This is a genomic window from Megasphaera sp. AM44-1BH, assembly GCF_003467125.1.
Taxonomy (GTDB): Bacteria; Bacillota; Negativicutes; order Veillonellales; family Megasphaeraceae; genus Megasphaera.
The window spans coordinates 424,539-443,501 of the sequence record NZ_QSFA01000001.1 but is presented as its reverse complement, the minus strand read 5'-3'; the positions used below and the strand labels follow the sequence as shown (position 1 = coordinate 443,501).

19 protein-coding genes are annotated in these 18,963 nt (G+C 49.6%); 11 read left to right on the top strand and 8 right to left on the bottom strand.

What is annotated here, in order from left to right; translation table 11 throughout:
- The first annotated feature begins 6 nt into the window (after positions 1–6).
- Together DW949_RS02075 and gmhA are read left to right on the top strand one after the other, a co-directional pair.
- Positions 7–570 carry a carbonic anhydrase gene (locus DW949_RS02075; protein ID WP_118021604.1) on the top strand — a complete coding sequence of 188 codons (564 nt, stop codon included), beginning with the start codon at positions 7–9 and terminating at the stop codon, positions 568–570.
- A gap of 12 nt (positions 571–582) precedes the next feature.
- Positions 583–1,140: a D-sedoheptulose 7-phosphate isomerase gene (gene gmhA, locus DW949_RS02070; protein ID WP_118021603.1), complete on the top strand. Its 558-nt coding sequence runs from the start codon at positions 583–585 to the stop codon at positions 1,138–1,140.
- Between the two features lie 112 nt (positions 1,141–1,252).
- On the opposite strand, the gene DW949_RS02065 is transcribed toward gmhA, so the two are convergent.
- The 3 genes from DW949_RS02065 to DW949_RS02055 are packed head-to-tail and all read right to left on the bottom strand — an operon-like array spanning position 1,253 to position 3,228.
- On the bottom strand, positions 1,253–1,897 hold the full coding sequence (locus DW949_RS02065) for a lactate utilization protein (protein ID WP_118021602.1): 645 nt from the start codon (positions 1,895–1,897) through the stop codon (positions 1,253–1,255).
- A 35-nt stretch (positions 1,898–1,932) separates the two neighbouring features.
- Positions 1,933–2,577, bottom strand: coding sequence for a lactate utilization protein (locus DW949_RS02060; protein ID WP_118021601.1), 645 nt, complete (start codon positions 2,575–2,577; stop codon positions 1,933–1,935).
- 12 nt (positions 2,578–2,589) lie between these two features.
- Positions 2,590–3,228, bottom strand: a complete 639-nt coding sequence (locus DW949_RS02055; RefSeq protein WP_118021600.1) for a tetratricopeptide repeat protein — start codon at positions 3,226–3,228, stop codon at positions 2,590–2,592.
- A 465-nt stretch (positions 3,229–3,693) separates the two neighbouring features.
- Here DW949_RS02055 and nifJ point away from each other — a divergent pair, with 465 nt between their 5' ends.
- The 5 genes from nifJ (at position 3,694) to DW949_RS02030 (ending at position 12,337) form a co-directional block, all read left to right on the top strand.
- On the top strand, positions 3,694–7,227 hold the full coding sequence (gene nifJ / locus DW949_RS02050) for a pyruvate:ferredoxin (flavodoxin) oxidoreductase (protein WP_118021599.1): 3,534 nt from the start codon (positions 3,694–3,696) through the stop codon (positions 7,225–7,227).
- 243 nt (positions 7,228–7,470) lie between these two features.
- Positions 7,471–9,846 carry a phosphoketolase gene (locus DW949_RS02045; RefSeq protein ID WP_118021598.1) on the top strand — a complete coding sequence of 792 codons (2,376 nt, stop codon included), beginning with the start codon at positions 7,471–7,473 and terminating at the stop codon, positions 9,844–9,846.
- A gap of 185 nt (positions 9,847–10,031) precedes the next feature.
- Positions 10,032–10,697 (top strand): 3'-5' exonuclease, encoded by a 666-nt coding sequence (locus DW949_RS02040; RefSeq protein WP_118021651.1) that lies wholly within the window; start codon positions 10,032–10,034, stop codon positions 10,695–10,697.
- A 41-nt stretch (positions 10,698–10,738) separates the two neighbouring features.
- Positions 10,739–11,716 (top strand): AEC family transporter, encoded by a 978-nt coding sequence (locus DW949_RS02035; protein WP_118021597.1) that lies wholly within the window; start codon positions 10,739–10,741, stop codon positions 11,714–11,716.
- An 18-nt stretch (positions 11,717–11,734) separates the two neighbouring features.
- Entirely contained in the window at positions 11,735–12,337 is a 603-nt protein-coding gene (locus DW949_RS02030) for a hypothetical protein (protein WP_118021596.1), read from the top strand.
- A gap of 63 nt (positions 12,338–12,400) precedes the next feature.
- Here DW949_RS02030 and DW949_RS02025 read toward each other — a convergent pair whose 3' ends face one another.
- Genes DW949_RS02025 through DW949_RS13590 form a run of 3 tightly spaced genes read right to left on the bottom strand, consistent with a single transcriptional unit; the run spans position 12,401 to position 14,271 of the window.
- Positions 12,401–12,925 carry a Gx transporter family protein gene (locus DW949_RS02025; RefSeq protein ID WP_118021595.1) on the bottom strand — a complete coding sequence of 175 codons (525 nt, stop codon included), beginning with the start codon at positions 12,923–12,925 and terminating at the stop codon, positions 12,401–12,403.
- Positions 12,926–12,936: 11 nt separating this feature from the next.
- Positions 12,937–13,326 carry a NusG domain II-containing protein gene (locus DW949_RS02020; protein WP_118021594.1) on the bottom strand — a complete coding sequence of 130 codons (390 nt, stop codon included), beginning with the start codon at positions 13,324–13,326 and terminating at the stop codon, positions 12,937–12,939.
- Positions 13,327–13,338: 12 nt separating this feature from the next.
- Positions 13,339–14,271 carry a PTS glucose transporter subunit IIA gene (locus DW949_RS13590; protein ID WP_233539457.1) on the bottom strand — a complete coding sequence of 311 codons (933 nt, stop codon included), beginning with the start codon at positions 14,269–14,271 and terminating at the stop codon, positions 13,339–13,341.
- Between the two features lie 138 nt (positions 14,272–14,409).
- Here DW949_RS13590 and DW949_RS13775 point away from each other — a divergent pair, with 138 nt between their 5' ends.
- The 3 genes from DW949_RS13775 (at position 14,410) to DW949_RS02000 (ending at position 16,786) form a co-directional block, all read left to right on the top strand.
- On the top strand, positions 14,410–14,820 hold the full coding sequence (locus DW949_RS13775) for a PaaI family thioesterase (protein ID WP_118021593.1): 411 nt from the start codon (positions 14,410–14,412) through the stop codon (positions 14,818–14,820).
- A 43-nt stretch (positions 14,821–14,863) separates the two neighbouring features.
- Positions 14,864–15,571: an RraA family protein gene (locus DW949_RS02005; RefSeq protein ID WP_118021592.1), complete on the top strand. Its 708-nt coding sequence runs from the start codon at positions 14,864–14,866 to the stop codon at positions 15,569–15,571.
- 315 nt (positions 15,572–15,886) lie between these two features.
- Positions 15,887–16,786, top strand: coding sequence for a 5'-nucleotidase, lipoprotein e(P4) family (locus DW949_RS02000; RefSeq protein WP_118021591.1), 900 nt, complete (start codon positions 15,887–15,889; stop codon positions 16,784–16,786).
- A 61-nt stretch (positions 16,787–16,847) separates the two neighbouring features.
- Here the strand turns inward: DW949_RS02000 and DW949_RS01995 are convergent, their stop codons facing one another.
- Both DW949_RS01995 and DW949_RS01990 read right to left on the bottom strand, forming a co-directional pair.
- Positions 16,848–17,222, bottom strand: a complete 375-nt coding sequence (locus DW949_RS01995; RefSeq protein ID WP_118021590.1) for a helix-turn-helix transcriptional regulator — start codon at positions 17,220–17,222, stop codon at positions 16,848–16,850.
- A gap of 89 nt (positions 17,223–17,311) precedes the next feature.
- A complete protein-coding gene (locus tag DW949_RS01990; protein ID WP_118021589.1) occupies positions 17,312–18,106 on the bottom strand; it encodes an MBL fold metallo-hydrolase in 795 nt (264 codons plus the stop codon).
- A 440-nt stretch (positions 18,107–18,546) separates the two neighbouring features.
- Between DW949_RS01990 and DW949_RS13770 the strand changes: the two genes are divergently transcribed.
- Positions 18,547–18,963 (top strand): hypothetical protein, encoded by a 417-nt coding sequence (locus DW949_RS13770; RefSeq protein WP_233539456.1) that lies wholly within the window; start codon positions 18,547–18,549, stop codon positions 18,961–18,963.

Sequence of the window (18,963 nt, the reverse complement as noted above, 5' to 3'; positions counted from 1 at the left end):
GCCAGTATGTCAGAACTGACACAGCAGATTGAAAAAGCAAATGCAGCATTTGTAGAAGAACATAAAGATGGCGGCCTGGCGCAAGTGAGCAAATATCCGTCCCGCAACGTCGCCATCCTTACCTGTATGGATACGCGTCTCCTGGATTTCCTTGAACCTGCTATGGGATTGAAACGAGGCGAAGCCAAAATCATTAAAGTAGCCGGCAATACGGCAGGCCGCACCTTTGACAGTGTCATTGGCAGTCTGATGGTGGCCGTCTATGAACTTCATGTGACGGACATCATCGTCGTCGGTCATGAAGACTGCGGCATGCTCCATACGACGGCAGCCAGCCTTTGCAAAAAAATGTTTGATGCCGGCATTGCCCCTGACATCATCGATGATGTCGAACCGCGGCTCATGGCATGGGCAGATCCTATCTGCGACAGTGAGGAATCGGTCCGGGTCACAGTACGCAACCTGCAGCGTAATCCCTATTTACCCGGTGGAATCCATTTCCATGGGGCTGTCATCCATCCCGATACAGGGGCTGTCCGGTTCGTGATTACTGATGGAGAAAAGAAATAGAGGAGGCAGATTATGAATCTGGTTGAACAACGTATGGCAGATCATGCAGCCGTCCTGGCTGCGACAAAAGCACTGGCTTCCGATATAGAAAGAGCCGGTATTCTCATCCGGGATGCGCTGGCTCGCGGTCACAAAATTTTATTCTGTGGCAATGGCGGCAGTGCAGCTGATTCCCAGCATCTGGCAGCGGAAATCGTCGGCCGGTTCCAGAAAGAACGGCCCAGTCTGCCTGCACTGGCATTGACCGTGGATACATCGGTCCTTACGGCGGTAGCCAATGATTACGGATATGATACGGTATTCAGCAGACAGGTAGAAGGACTGGGCAATGACGGAGACGTGCTGGTCGGTATTTCCACATCGGGAAATAGCAAAAACGTCATTGCCGCTATCGAGGCGGCTCGTAAGAAGCAGATGAAGGTCATCGGCTTTACCGGCATAGGTGGCGGAAAAATGGCGGATCTGTGTGATGTCTGCCTGGCCGTTCCATCCAGGGTGACGGCCCGTACGCAGGAAATGCATATCATGATGGGCCACATCCTGTGTGAAATTGCAGAAGAAGCGTATTGATGCACGCGTCTCAGTATATAAAAAAACTGGAACAGAATGACTTTATGTCATTTTGTTCCAGTTTTTTTGCTGTTATACATCCTGATTTTTCTGGCGAAGGGAATCAGCAGTATCAATACCCTAAATTTTCTCCGACGAGGATAATTTTGATACGGCCCTGAGGTCCGCTGTTGCGGCGGGTCCGGACCATCTGGTTGCAGATACTCTTCGGGCTGAGACAGTCAGCACACATGCCATTGGCGTTGCATGGCGTAGGGATGCCAAAGCGCTGGGCGTTTATCGTGGCTGCTGTCGAGCGGGCACGGGAGATAGCGGCTTCAAGGGTCGGTTCTACTTTATTCATGCCGACGATGACGATGACCTGTTTCGGCCCGAATATGAGGGCGGCCGTACGGTTGCCATTGCCGTCTATGTTATAGAGCTGTCCGTCCTGGGTGGCGGCATTGGTGCCCATGATGAATGTATCGCAGGTCAGGCCTTTGCGCATGATTTCCATCCGTTCTTCCGGAGTTTTTGCCGTATCACGGTCGAGAACCGGGTTATGGGCTTTGACGTAATCATACAATCCCATTTCGACAATCGATGTGGAACCGCCCCAGGAAACGACGTCCGTTTCCGGAATCAGCGATACCGCTTTGGCAAGGGCTTCTTCTTTGGTGGGACAATACCAGGCGGCAAACCCGCGTTTTTCAAAATTTTTGGCAACGGCCGGTCCTTTCTTATCATACATGATGTGCATCATATCAGAACGATCCATAGTGACTCCTCCTCAAATATATATTGTGACATAGGCTAAAAGCCGATGTTTTCACCTACGAAAATAATTTTGATGCGCCCTGCAGGATTGCAGGCACGGGTACGCAGTATCTGACGGCATACCGTATCCTGTCCTTTACAGTCTGCACACATGCCGGTCAGGTAGCAGGGCGTTTTTGAACCGGCAAAACGGTTGATATTGATGGCAGACGCTGTCGAGCGGGCCCGGGCAAGGGCGGCATCCAGTGTCGGCACGACTTTGTTCATGCCGGCGATGACCAGAACCTGACGGGGACCGTAGGAAAGGGCTGCTACGCGGTTGCCATTACCATCGATGTTCAGTAATTCCCCGTCCTGGACAGCAGCATTGGTCCCCATGAGAAAGGTATCACATAACAGTGCTTTACGCATGAGTTCGACCCGTTCCTCTGGTGTCTTTGCCGTATCGCGGTCGATGACTTTGTAGTGGGCCTGTACATAAGCGTGAAGCCCGATATCGTCGATAGAGCGGGATCCGCCCCAGGAAACGATATCCTCTTTGGGAATCAGCGAAATGGCTTTGGCAAGGGCTTCCTTGCAGTTCGGACAGTACCAGGCGGCAAATCCTCTTTTTTCAAAGTTCCTGGCGACAGCCGGCCCTTTTTTGTCATACATGATGTGCATCATATCGGTTCTTTCCATCGTAAAGCCTCCTTACTGGTTCATGAAATCCTGAAATGCGCGGGTGCTGCGTATACGGTCGAAATGAGACTGGCTGCGTGCCGCTTCTTTTACGTTTTCTTTATCGATGGCAGCGGCTTTTTTCAGATATAAAACGGCTTTTTCTGCATTTCCCTGATCACCGTAAATGGTAGCGATGCCATAATAACTCCACGTATTATCCGGTTCGTTGTCGATGACTTTCTGGAACCAGGTAATCGATTCGTCGTATTGCTTATCGATTTTCAGGGCCAGTGCCAGGTCATAAAAGGACGGGACGTAATCCGGTGCCAGCTCCAATGCCTGCCGGATGAGAGAAATACCCTGACGGACGTCTTTTTGATTTACGCCGTTGCCGCGCATGGCCAGGGCAATCCCTTTGCCGGAGAGCGCTTTATAATTCGCTTTATCTTTGGCAAGAGCCTGGTCATACAGGGAAATGGCCTGATCGTACTGGAATTGCTGGTAGGCAGACAGTCCTTTTTCAAAGAGTGCCTCTGAGGCGGCATCTATCTGAACCGGTTGCTGTTGCTGCTGGTTCTGTGACGGTGCCGGCTGCTGCTGATTTCCGCATCCGGCCATGAACAGGCTGGCCATAAGACATAAGGCCGCCGCTATAGGAATCTTTTTCATTTTTTCACCTCATACACATACGCTACGTATAGTATATAAGAAATTTCATAAATGTACATAGCTGTATACACGGTATTTACATTTTCTTACTATGTATACATAAACTTTGGATAGCTTTATTATACTATCTATGATATCATTTTTATAGAAGTTTCTTTCCGTATACGGCCAATCAGATAATATTTTTAATTATGAAGTGAATTTATTCTGGATGTACCAGATGGGAAACCATACCATTTTAGGATGAATTTTGCTTATATTTAGTATGCCCAAAATGCAATACTCATGCTTGAAACGCAATAGACTATACTGAATAGTGCTATTTATGCAAATGAATTGAAAAATAAATTCAGCTTGCTATAATAAGAGTAGAGAGATTAAACGTTTAAATAACCTCTGTAATTGTAAGCGCTTGTATTGTCTACTATTATTTTTCTCATTTTATTTCTCAAGGAGATGTTTAAAGTGACAGAAAAATTGATGAAAACAATGGATGGTAACGAAGCTGCCGCATATGTATCGTATGCACTGACAGAAGTTGCAACAATTTTCCCGATTACTCCGTCTTCCCCTATGCCGGAACACGTGGATGTATGGGCCGCTCATGGTAAAAAGAACCTCTTCGGCCAGCCGGTCCGGGTTATGGAAATGCAGGCTGAAGCCGGGGCTGTCGGCGCCTTGCATGGCCTCGTTGAAGCAGGTTCTCTGGGTACTTCCTATACGGCTTCCCAGGGCCTGATGCTCATGATTCCTGTCATGCACCGTATTGCCGCAACATGCAAACCGGCTGTACTCCATGTAGCTGCCCGCTCCGTAGGGTCTCATGCCCTTTCTATTTTCGGGGATCATTCTGATGTCATGGGCTGCCGTAATACTGGCTGGGGCATGCTCTGCAGCGGCAGTGTCCAGGAAGTCATGGATCTTGCCGGCGTAGCACATCTTTCTGCTATTAAAGCCAGCCTGCCGATGATGCATTTCTTCGATGGTTTCCGTACATCCCACGAAATCCAGAAAGTCGAAGTTATGCCCTATGAAGAATTAGACAAACTGCTGGACCGCGATGCCCTCTATAAATTCAAACACGAAGCATTGAACCCGGATCATCCGACTATGCGTGGCGGCGTCAACAATCCGGATATCTTCTTCCAGAACCGTGAAGCGGTCAACTCTTACTATGACAAACTGCCTGATATCGTTCAGGATTACATGGATAAGATCAGCGAATTTACAGGCCGCACATACAAATTGTTCAACTACTATGGCGCTCCCGACGCAGAATACGTTATCGTAGCTATGGGCTCCGTAACGGGCGCTATTGAAGAATGTATCGATGCTATGACGGCAGAAGGCCAGAAAGTAGGGTATGTACAGGTACATCTCTACCGTCCGTTCTCGCTGAAACATTTCTTTGCGGCTATGCCGAAGACAGTGAAACGCATTGCTGTCCTGGACCGCACGAAGGAACCGGGTGCAATCGGCGAACCGCTGTATGAAGATGTATGTACGGCATTCCAGAATTCGGACCGCAATCCGATGATTATTGCCGGCCGTTATGGCCTGTCCTCGAAGGACGTACCGCCTTCCCATATCAAATCTGTATTTGTCCATCTCATGAGCGACAGCCCGAAACAGCATTTCACCGTAGGTATCAATGATGACGTAACGAATCTGTCCATTCCTCTCGTACCGATGGATATCAAGACCGACGGCATTATCAGCTGCAAGTTCTGGGGCTTCGGTTCCGATGGTACGGTTGGTGCCAACAAGAACTCCATCAAGATTATCGGGGATAATACGGACCAGTACGTTCAGGCTTATTTCGAATATGATACAAAGAAATCCGGTGGCGTTACGAAGTCTCATCTGCGTTTTGGCAACCGCCCGATCCGTTCGACCTATTATGTCAAATCGGCTGACTTTGTAGCATGTCATAAAGAAGCGTATATTAAAGATTACGATATCGTTGGTGAAATTAAAGACGGCGGCATCTTCCTTCTCAACTGCAGCTGGGATCAGGCAGCCCTGGAAACCCACCTGAAAGCAAGCGTTAAACGCCAGATTGCTAATAAACATATTAAGTTCTATACCATTGATGCGACGAAGATTGCTGCTGAAATTGGTCTGGGCAACCGTACCAATACGGTACTGCAGGCCGCATTCTTCAAACTGGCCAATATCATTCCTATCGACGATGCCGTCAAATACATGAAAGAAGCCATCGTCAATACCTATTCGGCCAAAGGCGAAAAGATTGTCAACATGAACTGTGAAGCTGTAGAACGCGGTGTATCCGGTGTTGTTGAAATCAAGGTTCCGGAAGCATGGGCTACGGCGAAAGACGAAGCCGTCGAAGATATGACGAAAGATCTGCCTGATTTCGTCAAGAGAATCTGCATTCCGTCCAACCTGCAGAAAGGTGACGACCTGCCGGTCAGTGAATTCCTGCCTTATGCAAACGGCGATTATCCGGTAGGCAGCGCGGCTTATGAAAAACGTGGCATTGCTACCAATGTCCCTGTATGGGATGTTACGAAATGCGTACAGTGCAACCAGTGTTCTCTGGTCTGCCCGCATGCCGCCATCCGCCCGTACCTCCTCGATGAAAGTGAAGTAAAATCGGCTCCTGAAGGCTTTGTAACGAAGAAAGCCGTTGGTAAAGGCCTTGAAAAATACGAATTCCGCGTTCAGGTATCTCCGCTTGACTGCTACAGCTGCGGTTCCTGCATTAAGACCTGCCCGGTACAGGCCCTCTCCTTTGCACCGCTCGATTCCCAGCGTAAAGAAGCGGCAAACTGGGATTATGCCCAGACTGTCAGCATCAAAGATACAGGTCTCGATAAATTCAGCGTCAAAGGCAGCCAGTTCAAACTGCCGTACCTGGAATTCTCCGGCGCATGCGCAGGCTGTGGTGAAACACCGTATGTCAAACTGCTGACCCAGCTCTATGGCGACCGTCTCTACATTGCTACACCGGCTGGCTGTATGCAGGCATGGGCTGCTGCACTGCCGTGCATCCCGTGGACAAAAGATAAGAATGGCAAAGGGACTGCATGGACGAACTCCCTGTTCGAAGATAATGGCGAATTTGGTTTCGGCATGTATCTGGCGCTCCATCAGCAGCGTGAAGATGTGAAGAATCACCTGGAAGCACTGGCCGGCCTCATCGATGAAGGTTCGCTCAAAGCGGCTATCCAGAAATGGCTCGATTCCTATGGCTGCCACAATGAAGGGGAAACGACAAAACAGATCAGCGCAGACCTGATTGCTGAACTGGAAAAAGCACAGCTTGCAGGCAAAGCTGGCGAAGAAGTAGCTTATCTCCTGGCTCACAAAGAACATATCGGCAAGAAGACCGTCTGGATCGTCGGCGGCGATGGCTGGGCTTATGATATCGGCTATGGTGGTCTGGATCATATCATGGCAACGACGGAAAACTTCAACGTCCTCGTCATCGATAACGAAGTATATGCCAATACGGGTGGTCAGTCCTCCAAAGCTACGCCAAAAGGTGCTGTGGCACAGTTTGCTGCTGCCGGCCGCCGTACCAATAAGAAGGACCTGGGCCGTATCATGATTGGCTATGGTCACATTTATGTTGCTTCTGTCTCCATGGGTGCCAACCCGGCCCAGATGCTGAAAGCCCTCAAAGAAGCGGAAGCCTATGATGGCCCGTCCATTGTCCTGGCTTACAGCCCGTGCATCAATCACGGCCTCGTAAAGGGCATGAGCACAGCACAGATGGAAGAAAAGAAAGCCGTCGAATGTGGTTACTGGCCGCTGTACCGGTACAATCCGGCTCTGGAAGCAGAAGGCAAGAATCCGTTCAGCCTCGATTCCAAAGAACCGAACGGTAAATATCGTGAATTCCTGATGGGCGAAACACGGTACGCTGCATTGACACGTACCTTCCCGGAAGTAGCCGATCAGCTCTTTACAGAAGCCGAAGCAGCTGCTATGAAGCGGTATAAATTCTATAAGAGACTGGCTACAGAAGTCTGATGGTCAAAATAGTTAAATCTGTATGAAAGATAGTGGGAGCTGTCGCACGTAATCGTGCGGCAGCTCCCATTATTATTTTTTTTCTTTTTGCCAGATTCACGGCCAATACCATTTTATGCAAAGCGGATTATCCTTTTTTTATGATTATTACAAGAAATATTACTTGCAATGTTGAACATAGGATGTTAAAATATAGCCGTAATCAGAAATGACGTACCTGAGGATTCAGAAAGGAAGGATAACATGACTGAAATGGTAACGAATGAAATACCAGCAAGTAATGCCTATCTGGAAAAAATGAACAAGTTTTGGCGCGCTGCCAATTATCTGTCAGCCTGCCAGCTGTATTTATTGGATAACCCGCTCCTCAAAAAGCCACTCACACCGGACATGATTAAAAAGAAAATTGTCGGCCATTGGGGAACTGTACCGGCACAGAATTTTGTATTCGTCCATATGAACCGTCTGATTAAACTGTATGACCTGGATTTGATTTTATTATCCGGGCCGGGTCATGGCGGAAATTTCTTTATTGCCAACGATTATCTGGATGGATCGTATAGTGAAATCTATCCGAATATTTCTCAGGATGAAGCAGGGATGCAGAAACTGTTCAAACAGTTTTCCTTCCCAGGCGGCGTGCCCAGCCACTGTGCACCGGAAACGCCGGGTTCCATCCATGAAGGCGGCGAACTAGGCTATTCGATTGCCCATGCATGCGGCGCTATTTTTGACAACCCCGACCTGATTGCCGCTACTGTCGTAGGTGACGGCGAAGCCGAAACAGGACCGCTTGCTACGTCCTGGCAGTGCAATAAATTCATCAATCCGATTACAGACGGTGTTGTACTGCCTATTCTCAATCTGAACGGATATAAAATTGCCAATCCGACCATCTTTGGCCGCATGTCCCACCAGGAATTAGTCGATTTCTTCCATGGCTGTGGCTGGGAACCATACTTCGTCGAAGGCGACGATCCTATGACGATGCACCGTCTGATGGCAGATACGATGGATACCGTCATTGCCCGGATTAAAGAAATCCACAATCATGCCCGGCAGCAGAACGATGCCACACGTCCCGTATGGCCTATGGTCATCCTGCGCACGCCGAAAGGATGGACCGGCCCGAAAGTAGTCGATGGCAAACGCATTGAAGGAAATTTCCTGGCCCATCAGGTACCGATTGCCATGGACAAGCCGGAACATCTGCAGCTCCTTTCGGACTGGCTCCATAGTTATCATGCAGAAGAATTATTTGATGAAACAGGTAAACTGCTGCCCGAACTGCGGGCACTGGCTCCGGAAGGCGACCGCCGTATCGGTATGAATCCCCATGCCAATGGAGGCATCCTGTACCGGGAACTGCGCCTGCCTGACTTCCGGGACTACGCTTTTGACATTGGAAGTCACGGAGAAAAAGACAGCCAGGATACGCAGAATCTCGGACCGTATATCCGCGACATTTTCAAACTGAATGACGATGCGAAAAACTTCCGGATTTTCTCTCCTGACGAAAACAACTCCAACCGTTTCCAGGCCGTCTTTGATGTAGAAAACAGAGACTGGAATGTACAGGCAACGGCAGAAGACGACCACCTGTCTCCGTCTGGCCGGGTCATGGATTCCATGCTGTCGGAACACATGTGTGAAGGCTGGCTGGAAGGATATCTCCTGACGGGCCGCCACGGCTTCTTTGACACCTATGAAGCCTTCTCGCGTATTGTCGATTCTATGGCTGCCCAGCATGCAAAATGGCTGAAAGTATGCAATCAGCTTCCGTGGAGACACAGCATTGCCTCCCTGAACCTCATGATGTGTTCGACGGTCTGGCAGCAGGACCACAATGGATTCACCCATCAGGATCCCGGCTTCATGGATCATATGGCCAATAAAAACGCTGATGTCGTCCGCATTTTCCTGCCGCCTGATACGAACTGCCTCCTGGCAACTATGGATACATGCCTGCGCACCCAGAACTTTGTCAATGTCATCATTGCCAGCAAACATCCCCGTCCGCAATGGCTGTCTATGGAAGAAGCTGTCAAACACTGCACCCAGGGTATCGGCATCTGGGACTGGGCTTCCAATGACCAGGGACAGGACCCGGACATCGTATTTGCCTGCGCCGGTGAAACGCCGACACTGGAAGCACTGGCTGCCGTATCGATTCTGCGGAAAGAACTGCCAGAATTGAAAATCCGCTTCATCAATGTCGTAGACCTGTTCAAACTCCTGCCTCAGACGGAACATCCCCATGGTCTGACCGATGTCGAATACGATATGCTCTTTACCAAAGACAAACCGGTCATTTTCAACTTCCATGGCTATCCCAAACTGGTCCATGAACTGACTTATCACCGTCATAATAACCGTCTCATGCATGTCTGCGGTTATCGCGAAGAAGGTACCATAACGACACCGTTCGACGTGCGCGTACAAAATAACGTTGACCGTTTCCACCTCGTCCGCAGCGCTCTGAAACGACTCCCGAACCTTGGAAACCGGGGGGCTTACCTATTCCAGAAAATGAATGACAAACTCGTTGAACACAAGCAATACATTCATGACAAGGGCGTTGATTTACCGGAAGTATCCCAGTGGAAATGGGAAGACTGATACATCACTATCCTCTTTCAGTATCACAAGACAAAAACTCCTGCCAGCACCATCTGGCAGGAGTTTTTGTCTTGTGTCACAGAATGTTTTTGCTTTGCGAATTACCGTGTGAAAGGGCGGGGACTTGTGGTATAATTACATGATAAGCCTTTAAATTAGAGTGAATGAGAGATAGGATGACCATCATGAAATTAGTATTCGTGGATTTTGAAATGAATCCCATCAGCAAGGAGCGGCGGCAGATACGAAAAATCTGCCCGGGAGAAATCATCGAAATAGGTGCGGTCAAACTCGATGAACAGGCACAGGAAATCAGCAGTTTCAAAGAATATGTCCTGCCCAAATATGCGACAGAAATGGATGAGACCTGTCAGGAGCTGACGGGAATCACTATGGATATGCTTCGTCAGGCCGATACGTTCGTACCGGTATTCCGGCGGTTTCTGGACTGGTGCAATGAAACCGGCGAAAATGACTATGAAATGTATGCCTGGAGTGAAAATGACTGGCGCCAGCTCCATAATGAAATGCGCCTGAAAAAAATCAATACCCAGGCAGACCGCGTATCCTGGATGCTGGGGCACTGGCAGAATTTTCAGCAGATATACTGCAATCTGCTGGGACTGGATAATATCATTTCTCTGGATAAGGCAATCGAAACGACGGGGGAACCTTTTGATGGTCAGATGCATGACGCATTGTGGGATGCCCGCAATACGGCAAAATTATACATGCTGTCCAAGAAAAAAGAAGAATTTCGCAAAGTTATGGATTCTATCATAGAAGTGACGGCCTCATCCGAACCGCTTACGTTTTCTATGGCTGAGGCGTTCAAAAAAGCCAGACGATAAGATGTATTAAGATATAGAGAGAAGAAAGAAGGAAATAACTCTTGGGGGAAGTTGGTATCCGTATCATTTTTTTATTTATCGATGTGGTCCTGCCTATGGCAGCCGGGTATGCGTGCCGGCAGAAACGGTGGCTGGATGAAAAACAATGTAATATCCTTATCCGCGTCAACATCACTATCATCACAACACTGCTGACGACGCTGACGTTCTGGGTTCTTCCGATTAAACCGCATCTCATGCTGCTGCCTGTCTTCATGGTACTCAATGCATTTATACCTGTAGGGGTCATTTTTCTCTTTCACCGGCAGCGCAAATTCACTTCTATGGCCGATCAGGGCAGTTACATCCTGGCGGCGCTCCTGACAAATCTGGGGACGTTGGGCGGTTTATGCGGCTATATCCTGTATGGTGAACGGGGCTTTGCCTATGCCCAGCTGACGGCTGTATTCCAGAACTTTATCACTTTTTTCATTGCATTTCCGCTGGGTGCCTATTATAAATACAGTGCCGAAGCGGGCGGCCATCTCAGTCTGGTCTCTCTGAACTGGCGTAAAGTCTTTATCAACTGGAATCAGATGCCTGTCGTCGGCATGGCTCTGGGTATTGCACTTTGTGCTCTCGGGATTCCCAGACCACAGATACTGGATTATGCCTTTCAGGGGCTGATTCATATCGGGGCCTGGTCCGGACTGGTACCGATTGGGTTCATGATAGAATTTTCAGCGTTTCCCCGGTATTATAAGAAGACCTTTGATCTTGTGCCGATCAAGCTGCTGGTGACGCCGGCCATCTGTTACGTTCTGAGCCGGTTTTGCTTTACCGACCCTGTCCTCATCGGGACGCTCATGATTCTCATGTCGATGCCGACGGCTATCTTTTCCCTCTTTGCCGTGCGCTTGTATAATCTCAATGTCAATCTGGCCATGTCTGCCTTTATTACGACGACGGCCTTTTACATATTTCTGTTTTATCCCATGTTCTACTTCCTGGTCCACCTGGGCTATCTTACCTTTACCTGATTTTATAAGAGGTGACTTATGATTTTACCATTGAAGAAAACCTGGTTGTTCTTATGTACGGCTTTTATCATGGCACTGTTTCTGGCCGGATGCGGTCATACAGTCAACCTGACTGAAAAACGCATTGATGGCATCGATTCCCAGATTACGATTGCCCTGCCCGGTAATGCCCATGAACTGCCCCTGCCCGTCACATTGGATCCACTGACACAGCGATACCTGAAGGGACAGCGTTTTTATGGAGAAATTAACCAGGGGCTGCATATCGGAATCTTTACGGTCAGTATTGATTCGGGACAGATGTACAGCGACTTGCACCTGACCAATGGGCAGGCCCTGGGGAATACGCTCAGTGAAAATATCGAACGGGCTTCCCAGGCTATTTTAAGCAGCATCGATGCAGAAAACATATCAGCCCAACAAGAAGCGGCCAGTGTTTCCGGGGAACACGCCGTGAAGCAGACCTATACGTTTACTGTAGAGGATAAACGGATGAAGGCACAACTGATGGGATTCTCCCATGGAAATGCTACCTGGGTCATTCTCGTCGCCTGTGATGCCGATTCTAAGAATGCACCGGCGATTGACGATATTATGAAATCCATTACGATAATGAAGTAATAGCATAGAAGAAAAGGGTACCGCAGAAAGCTGACTGCTTCCTGTGATACCCTTTTTAGCTTTTCAGCATGTTTCCTGTATGCGCTTGTACAAAGGCAGTTTCTGCAGATGCTTCAGCGTTACCATGGCGGTGATGCCGATGAGAATGCCTGTTCCGGTCCCGGCAACGGCAAGGACGGGCATGTACAGCAGAATTTTTATATTCTCTACAATGAAGCAGGCCACGAGAACCTGGCCGAAGTTATGAAAAATGCCGCCGGCAGCCGATACGCCAATGAGACTGAATTTGCCACATTTCTGGAAGACGAGCATGCTCCCGAAACTGAGGGCAGCCCCGGATACACTGTAGAAAAAGGCATTGATTCCTCCGCCAAAAGCAGTGGAAAGAATGATGCGAAGCAGGAGAATCAGGGCGACATCTCGTTTCCTGGGAAGAGCATATAAGGCGATGACCGTAATCAGATTGGCCAGACCCAATTTGGCACCGGGTGCGATGAACGGGACTGGCAGCATGCCTTCTACGATATATAATACGAGCGACTGGGCGACGAAAAGACTCAATATAATAAGGTGGAACGTTTTATTCATAAGACACCTCTCTAACGGGCCCGGATGATATCGGGATCCGATGCATCATTGGCCTGGACTTCCACCATGACTTTATGGGGCAGACAGACGCTGGTCTGGCCGGGGTTTTTCAAAAATCCTTCATGGACGCATACCTGATCGGGACAATCGGCATCAATAATGGCGATTTCTTCATCGCGGATCAGAATAGTATTGTATCCATGTTCCGTACGGATAGTCAGTGTATCTGTTCCGTGGTGTTCTGATAAAGGAACTGTTTTATACTCTTTGCCATCTACATAGATGACAGCATGCGTGCCATTGGCAGCGGCGGCCTGGCCGCTGGCCCAGAATAAGGCAGCAGGGATACAGGATAAGATGAGCAGGCTGACGATGAGGACTACGTCCCATTTTCGTATCATATATTTACTCCTCTAAAACCAGACGGCTTCCTGACCGGCCTGGATAAAACCGTGATGCTTCAAATGGATTTCTGTATCAGCAGGCAGATCTGTAAAGATGCAGAAACAGGCATCAGAACGGGCGTGAGCCCTGATATACGCGGCATCGAAGGACAGGAGCCGGTCGCCTTTTTGGACGGGCTGGCCGTCTTGGACATAGAAAGTAAATCCTTCTCCATTTAATGTATCCGTTCCGATGCCGGCCTGCAGCATATATTCCAATCCGTATGCCGTGTGCATGCCAAGGGCATTTTTTTCTTCAAAAATAAAAAAAACAGACCCGTCACAAGGTGCGTACAGAACTGGTTCAGACGGATAGATGAAAAAGCCATCTCCCGTCGATTTATGGGAATAGAACGGGTCCGGGGCTTCCGCAAGAGGATGGAGTGTTCCCGTACAGGGCGCATAAAAAATATGAGACTGCGGAGCTGGCGATGACGGAGGACTGATGCGGACCGCTTTTTCACCTGCCACGATATGGGGACCGGCACAGAGCCGTACCTCCCAATTTTCCGGCAGTTCCGGAAACAGGCAGATACAGGCATCGGACGTTGCCTTTTCACGAATGAGCTTTTCGTCGAAAGACAGGAGCCGGTCGCCTTTTTGGACGTGCTGTCCTGCTTCGACAAAGACCGTAAATCCTTCTCCCTGCAGCCGGACTGTATCAATTCCGATATGAAGCAGGTATTCCGTCCCGTCTGATGCCGTCAGTCCCATGGCATGATGAGTATCGAAGACAAATGTTACGTCGCTGTCACAGGGGGCATAGACCGTATTATCTTCGGGGTACACAAAGAAACCGTCACCAGTCATTTTTTGGGCAAAGGCTTCATCCGGTGCTTCCGTAATCGGGTGCAGTATCCCTGTAAAAGGGGAGTTAAAAGGAATCGGTGCGTCATGTTCCACTATTACCATGCCTCCTGCTGTCACATGCCGCCTCTGCCATATTACTGTTTGACAGGGCACGTCATGAGAAGTACTATTATATTGTATCATAAACCGGATGATAAAGTAATCTAAATATATACACAGGATGTGATAGTGATGGAACCAGTCAAACCGGTGGAGGACCGGAATACGTGGTGTTTTGTCTGCGGCAAACAGAATCCCTATGGACTGCATCTGGAAATGCATCTGACGGAAAACGGCTGTTATGCCTGGTTTATCCCGCAAAAACAGCATGAAAGTTATGATGACCGCATGCATGGAGGGCTGATCAGTACCCTTCTTGATGAAGTGATGGGAGATTTCATTTATCAGAAAACGGGGATACCGGCGTATACGGCCCGTATAGAAGTCCGTTTCCGTCACCCCGTACGGATCGGGGAAAAAATTAAAATCGAAGGCAACGTAGTCAGTCACCGGGGACGGCTCTATGAAACCATTGGCAAAATTACAAAGGAAGACGGGACTATTGCAGCCGAAGCGACTGCCAAAATGATGAGCGCCAAATAAAAAGAGTGATTCAGGATAATGCGTTCAGGAAGGAGCGGTTCATATGGAACAGGAAGAACGAGAACGATTGTATCAATTAAGCACACCTCTTTTGGCCGATGCCTGTATGCGTCTGGGAATTCCCGTACGCTGTGCACCCAGTACTTTGCAGGCCCTGGAAGCGGATATGCATTGTGCCGGCCGGGTCTGTCCTGTCCGTCATGCAGGAAGCGTAGATATCTTTTTTGAAGCTTTGGAAGATGCGCAGCCGGGAGACGTACTGGTCATCGATAACGGCGGCCGTACGGATCATGCCTGCGTCGGGGACCTGGTTGCCCGCGAAGTACAGGCTGCAGGCCTGGCCGGAATCGTCATCTGGGGGCTGCACCGGGATACGTGGCAGATCCATGAAATCGGACTGCCTTTCTTCTCTCAGGGACATATACCGACAGGGCCTGTCAAACTGGACCGCCGGCCTGCCGCCGATGCGCTGGCCTGGGCCCGCGTAGGAGACTGGATTGTCGGCAAAAACGATATCGTTGCAGCTGACCGGGACGGTGTCATCTTTTTGCCATCCGATGACCTGGCGGCAATCATCGAAGCCGGGGAAGCCATCAAGGCGGCGGAAGAACGGCAGGCAGAACTCCTGAAAGAAGGAAAGAGCCTGAGAGAACAGCTGAAATTCAAAGAATACCTGGCCCAGCACAGCGTAACCCCGTCGTACACCTTCCGTGATCACCTGCGCCAAATCGGCGGTGCTATAGAACAGTAACTATATAGATACAATACTGCCTGTCCTATTATCCGGGGCAGGCAGTATGTATAACCTGATTTTATTCTCTCCATGTCTTGCCTTCCCGGACATCCTGTGGTACTATACGCACAGGGCAGAAGATAATATCACCTTTGGTGAGTTATACTTTTCGTAGTGTCATTTGTTATATTTTTCACAACTGCCTGGATCTGAAGAGGACCGGGACGGTGACAGGGCAGGAGTCTGCCCGTTTTACTTCGTTGCAGTATGCTTTCTGGCCCGGGCTGGAAAGCTTTTTCTTTTGCCCATAATTATCATTAGGGGGCATGTCTCATGCTGAAAGGAAAGAAGAAATTAGTAAGTTTAGTGATGCTCTGTGTACTGGCAGGCAGTACGGTGCTGGCTGCGGATAATCCGGCAGTGGCACCGGTAAAGGCGGTTCCGGTCCGTCAGTCGGCGCCGGTGACATCCGGGATGTCTGCCATTGATACGTGGCGGACGCAGAAGCAGCTGGCGCAGGAGGAAACGATGGCGCTCTTATGGATGCGGTCTGCTGCAGAGTACCGGGCACTTTGCTATCAGGGGTATAATACGGCTATGATGGAAGTGGATAAGGCACTGAGTGACCCGGCACGAAAAGGAAAACCGCTGGCCATTGTTCTGGACTGCGATGAAACGGTAACGGATAATACAATGGCCCTGGCAAAGGCAGCGGCGGATGGCAACGGCCAGTATAAGAGCATCTGGTGGCGCGATGTCGTCCATGAAGGAAAGTCAGGTGCGATGCCGGGAGCCGTTGATTTTCTCCAGCAGGTAGATAAGAAAGGGCTGGCCATATTCTACGTGTCAAACCGGTATGCGCCGGTCAATTATGAGGCGACAGAAGCCAATCTGAAAGCACTGCATTTTCCACAGGCAGATAAAAAACATATCCTTCTCATGGAAAAAAGTGGCAATAAACAGTTGCGCTTTGATGCCATTGCAGCCGATTATGATGTCGTCGTGTATATGGGAGACAATGCCGGGGACCTTCCCATCGGGACAAGTGGCAAGAGCCAGACAGAGCGCAATCAGATTGTCGATGTGCACAAAAAAGACTTCGGGACGAAATATATCGTCTTTCCCAATCCCGTGTACGGGGCCTGGGTCAGTGCCATCGCCAAAAATTATCTTACCATGACGCCGGAACAGCGCGATGAAGTTAACCGGGAATTTCTGACAAAAAACTATTAATGGAGACAGTAAAAGATGGCCGCATGCCGTAGTGACATGGTCCATCTTTTTTTACGTACCTTTATCGATTGCGCTGATGGATGAAAGCGGCGTAGTCAGCGATGCTGGAGAGTTCTTCCGGAGAGACTTCCAAAAGAAGACGGATCGTATCGACCAGCTTTGCTTCGTACGGCGGCTGTACCGGTGATAGGCATGGTGCATCTGTGGAGTCGTCCGTATCAACCGGACCTGTCAGTTCTTCTATATCGGTGTGGAAATAGGAAGCGACATCTTCTAACCGGTCTTTGCGGGGAAATTTTTCTTCCTTGAGCCAGGCCGACAGTGTGGCCGGCTTTATCCCCAGATCCTGACAGATTTGTTTCTTTGTCCGGTTCTGTCCGGCGAGCAGCTGTTGGAGATGGTAACTGAAATTCTTTTTCTTTTCATCGTTTTTCATAACGGGCCTTCCTTTATCATGAGATACGGGATTTAGTATATCACAAAAGGAAGCATAAAAAAACAGGGAATTTTATGGCCCGGATTAGATTAACATGTCAGTGTTTCGCCATCTGCAGGAATACTGATGGCGTGGGATAGTCCGGCCAGTTCCAGCTGTTCCTGTAATATATGACGTGTAAAGAGATTGTGGGGAACACTGTCCAGGTGTGTGGCGATAATCCGGGCTTTGGGGATGGCGTGATGCATGGCCAGCAGATCGCCTGTGTCCATGATGAGGCGCCCGCAGTGCTGCAGTGTGGCGGCTCCGGTGTTTGCGATGATGACATCGGGCTGATAGGTGGATACAACTTGGGCTGTGCCATCGTACCAGATAGTATCGCCAGTCAGATAGAGTGTTTTTTCTCCGGGAGCCTGAAAGAGGACGCCACTGGAAATGCCACTGGGCTGACCGGTGCCATGGCGACCGGGAGTACGGCGCAGCGTGACAGACGAGAATGCGACCGGACCCGGGGTCAGAGGGCGGACATCGGTGAAACCAGAATGGGTCAGGATTGCGGCATCGGCTTCGTTCTGGACAAAGACGGGAAGATGCCTGGGGAGTGGGGCTCCGACCGTATGACGGGCCATGTCCATATCAATATGGTCCGGATGGAGATGGGTGATGATGCAGGCATCGACATGGGATAAAATGGCGGACCTGGGGCAGGGCAGTGGCTTCATGGGCATGGCAGTGGCAGACTGGGAAGCTGTCAGGGGCTGATTGCCGCCCCAGTCCCGGAAAGACCCGGCAGCACCTTTATCGGCGAGCCAGGGGTCTGTGAGAAATGTTGTATTTCCCAGTGTGATGCGCATAGTGGCGTTACGGATTTGCTGGATGTTCATAGCAGTTAGCCTCCTATATCATGAGATGGGAACTGTTGCACGTATATGCTTAGTATACGCAGCATCGGGGAGAACACAATAGACAAAAGGCGCGGAATGGAACGGTTCCTGACAGATTCGTATTTTTGTCAAGTGGTAGCAGGATATGCCAGTGATTTCCCGCTTTTTTGTGTTGACGATGGCAAGTTTGATTTCCTATAATGAGAGAAACTCGTATAAATTGCACAGAAAGAGGTGTCAGGGATGAACGAGAAGAAGCCGTATAAGAGTGACCGGCGGACACGGTATACCAGACAGGTCATCAGAGAGACATTCCTCGCGATGCTTCAGGAGTGTTCTTTTGAAAAGGTAACGGTGACAGCCTTATGCCGCAGGGCAGATGTGACGCGGGCTACGTTTTACCTGCACTACCGGGATGAACCATTGCCGATGCTCTGGAAGTGGCGGAGCAGCAGTCACCGCTTACGGATGAAAAACGGCGGGATGAACTGGTCCGGATTGCGCGTACAGGAGATGAACAGGCTTTGCGGGAGCGATATGAGCTGCTGCCGGCGTGTCACCGGGCAGCCCATGCGCCGGAGTACAGGGCGCTCTTTGAAGATGAGAGTTTGGCCGGGTATATTTTGGAACGTATGTATGAACTGGAAAAGAAAAAGATTCCCGGCTTCATGCAACAGTATGGCCTGAGCCGGGAAGAAGCAGAAGCCGTATTTACTTTTGAAATGTATGGCGCCTATGCCGTGAACCGTCATTATCACTGGAAACGGGACGATGCATGGTTCCATCTGCAGATGCTGCTCCTGCAGTTTGTTACGGCTGGTGAAACTGGCATACAAAGACGAAAAGACAGGAGATGA

Excerpts from the sequence above, each read along its gene's own strand:
- DW949_RS13775 (WP_118021593.1), top strand. The coding sequence starts at position 14,410 with ATGGAACCAGTCAAACCGGTGGAGGACCGGAATACGTGGTGTTTTGTC.
- DW949_RS02045 (WP_118021598.1), top strand. The coding sequence starts at position 7,471 with ATGACTGAAATGGTAACGAATGAAATACCAGCAAGTAATGCCTATCTG.
- DW949_RS02000 (WP_118021591.1), top strand. The coding sequence starts at position 15,887 with ATGCTGAAAGGAAAGAAGAAATTAGTAAGTTTAGTGATGCTCTGTGTA.
- DW949_RS01990 (WP_118021589.1), bottom strand. The coding sequence starts at position 18,106 with ATGAACATCCAGCAAATCCGTAACGCCACTATGCGCATCACACTGGGA.
- DW949_RS02055 (WP_118021600.1), bottom strand. The coding sequence starts at position 3,228 with ATGAAAAAGATTCCTATAGCGGCGGCCTTATGTCTTATGGCCAGCCTG.
- DW949_RS02060 (WP_118021601.1), bottom strand. The coding sequence starts at position 2,577 with ATGGAAAGAACCGATATGATGCACATCATGTATGACAAAAAAGGGCCG.
- DW949_RS02065 (WP_118021602.1), bottom strand. The coding sequence starts at position 1,897 with ATGGATCGTTCTGATATGATGCACATCATGTATGATAAGAAAGGACCG.
- DW949_RS02030 (WP_118021596.1), top strand. The coding sequence starts at position 11,735 with ATGATTTTACCATTGAAGAAAACCTGGTTGTTCTTATGTACGGCTTTT.
- gmhA (WP_118021603.1), top strand. The coding sequence starts at position 583 with ATGAATCTGGTTGAACAACGTATGGCAGATCATGCAGCCGTCCTGGCT.
- DW949_RS02075 (WP_118021604.1), top strand. The coding sequence starts at position 7 with ATGTCAGAACTGACACAGCAGATTGAAAAAGCAAATGCAGCATTTGTA.
- DW949_RS02025 (WP_118021595.1), bottom strand. The coding sequence starts at position 12,925 with ATGAATAAAACGTTCCACCTTATTATATTGAGTCTTTTCGTCGCCCAG.
- DW949_RS01995 (WP_118021590.1), bottom strand. The coding sequence starts at position 17,222 with ATGAAAAACGATGAAAAGAAAAAGAATTTCAGTTACCATCTCCAACAG.
- DW949_RS02040 (WP_118021651.1), top strand. The coding sequence starts at position 10,032 with ATGAAATTAGTATTCGTGGATTTTGAAATGAATCCCATCAGCAAGGAG.
- DW949_RS02020 (WP_118021594.1), bottom strand. The coding sequence starts at position 13,326 with ATGATACGAAAATGGGACGTAGTCCTCATCGTCAGCCTGCTCATCTTA.
- DW949_RS02005 (WP_118021592.1), top strand. The coding sequence starts at position 14,864 with ATGGAACAGGAAGAACGAGAACGATTGTATCAATTAAGCACACCTCTT.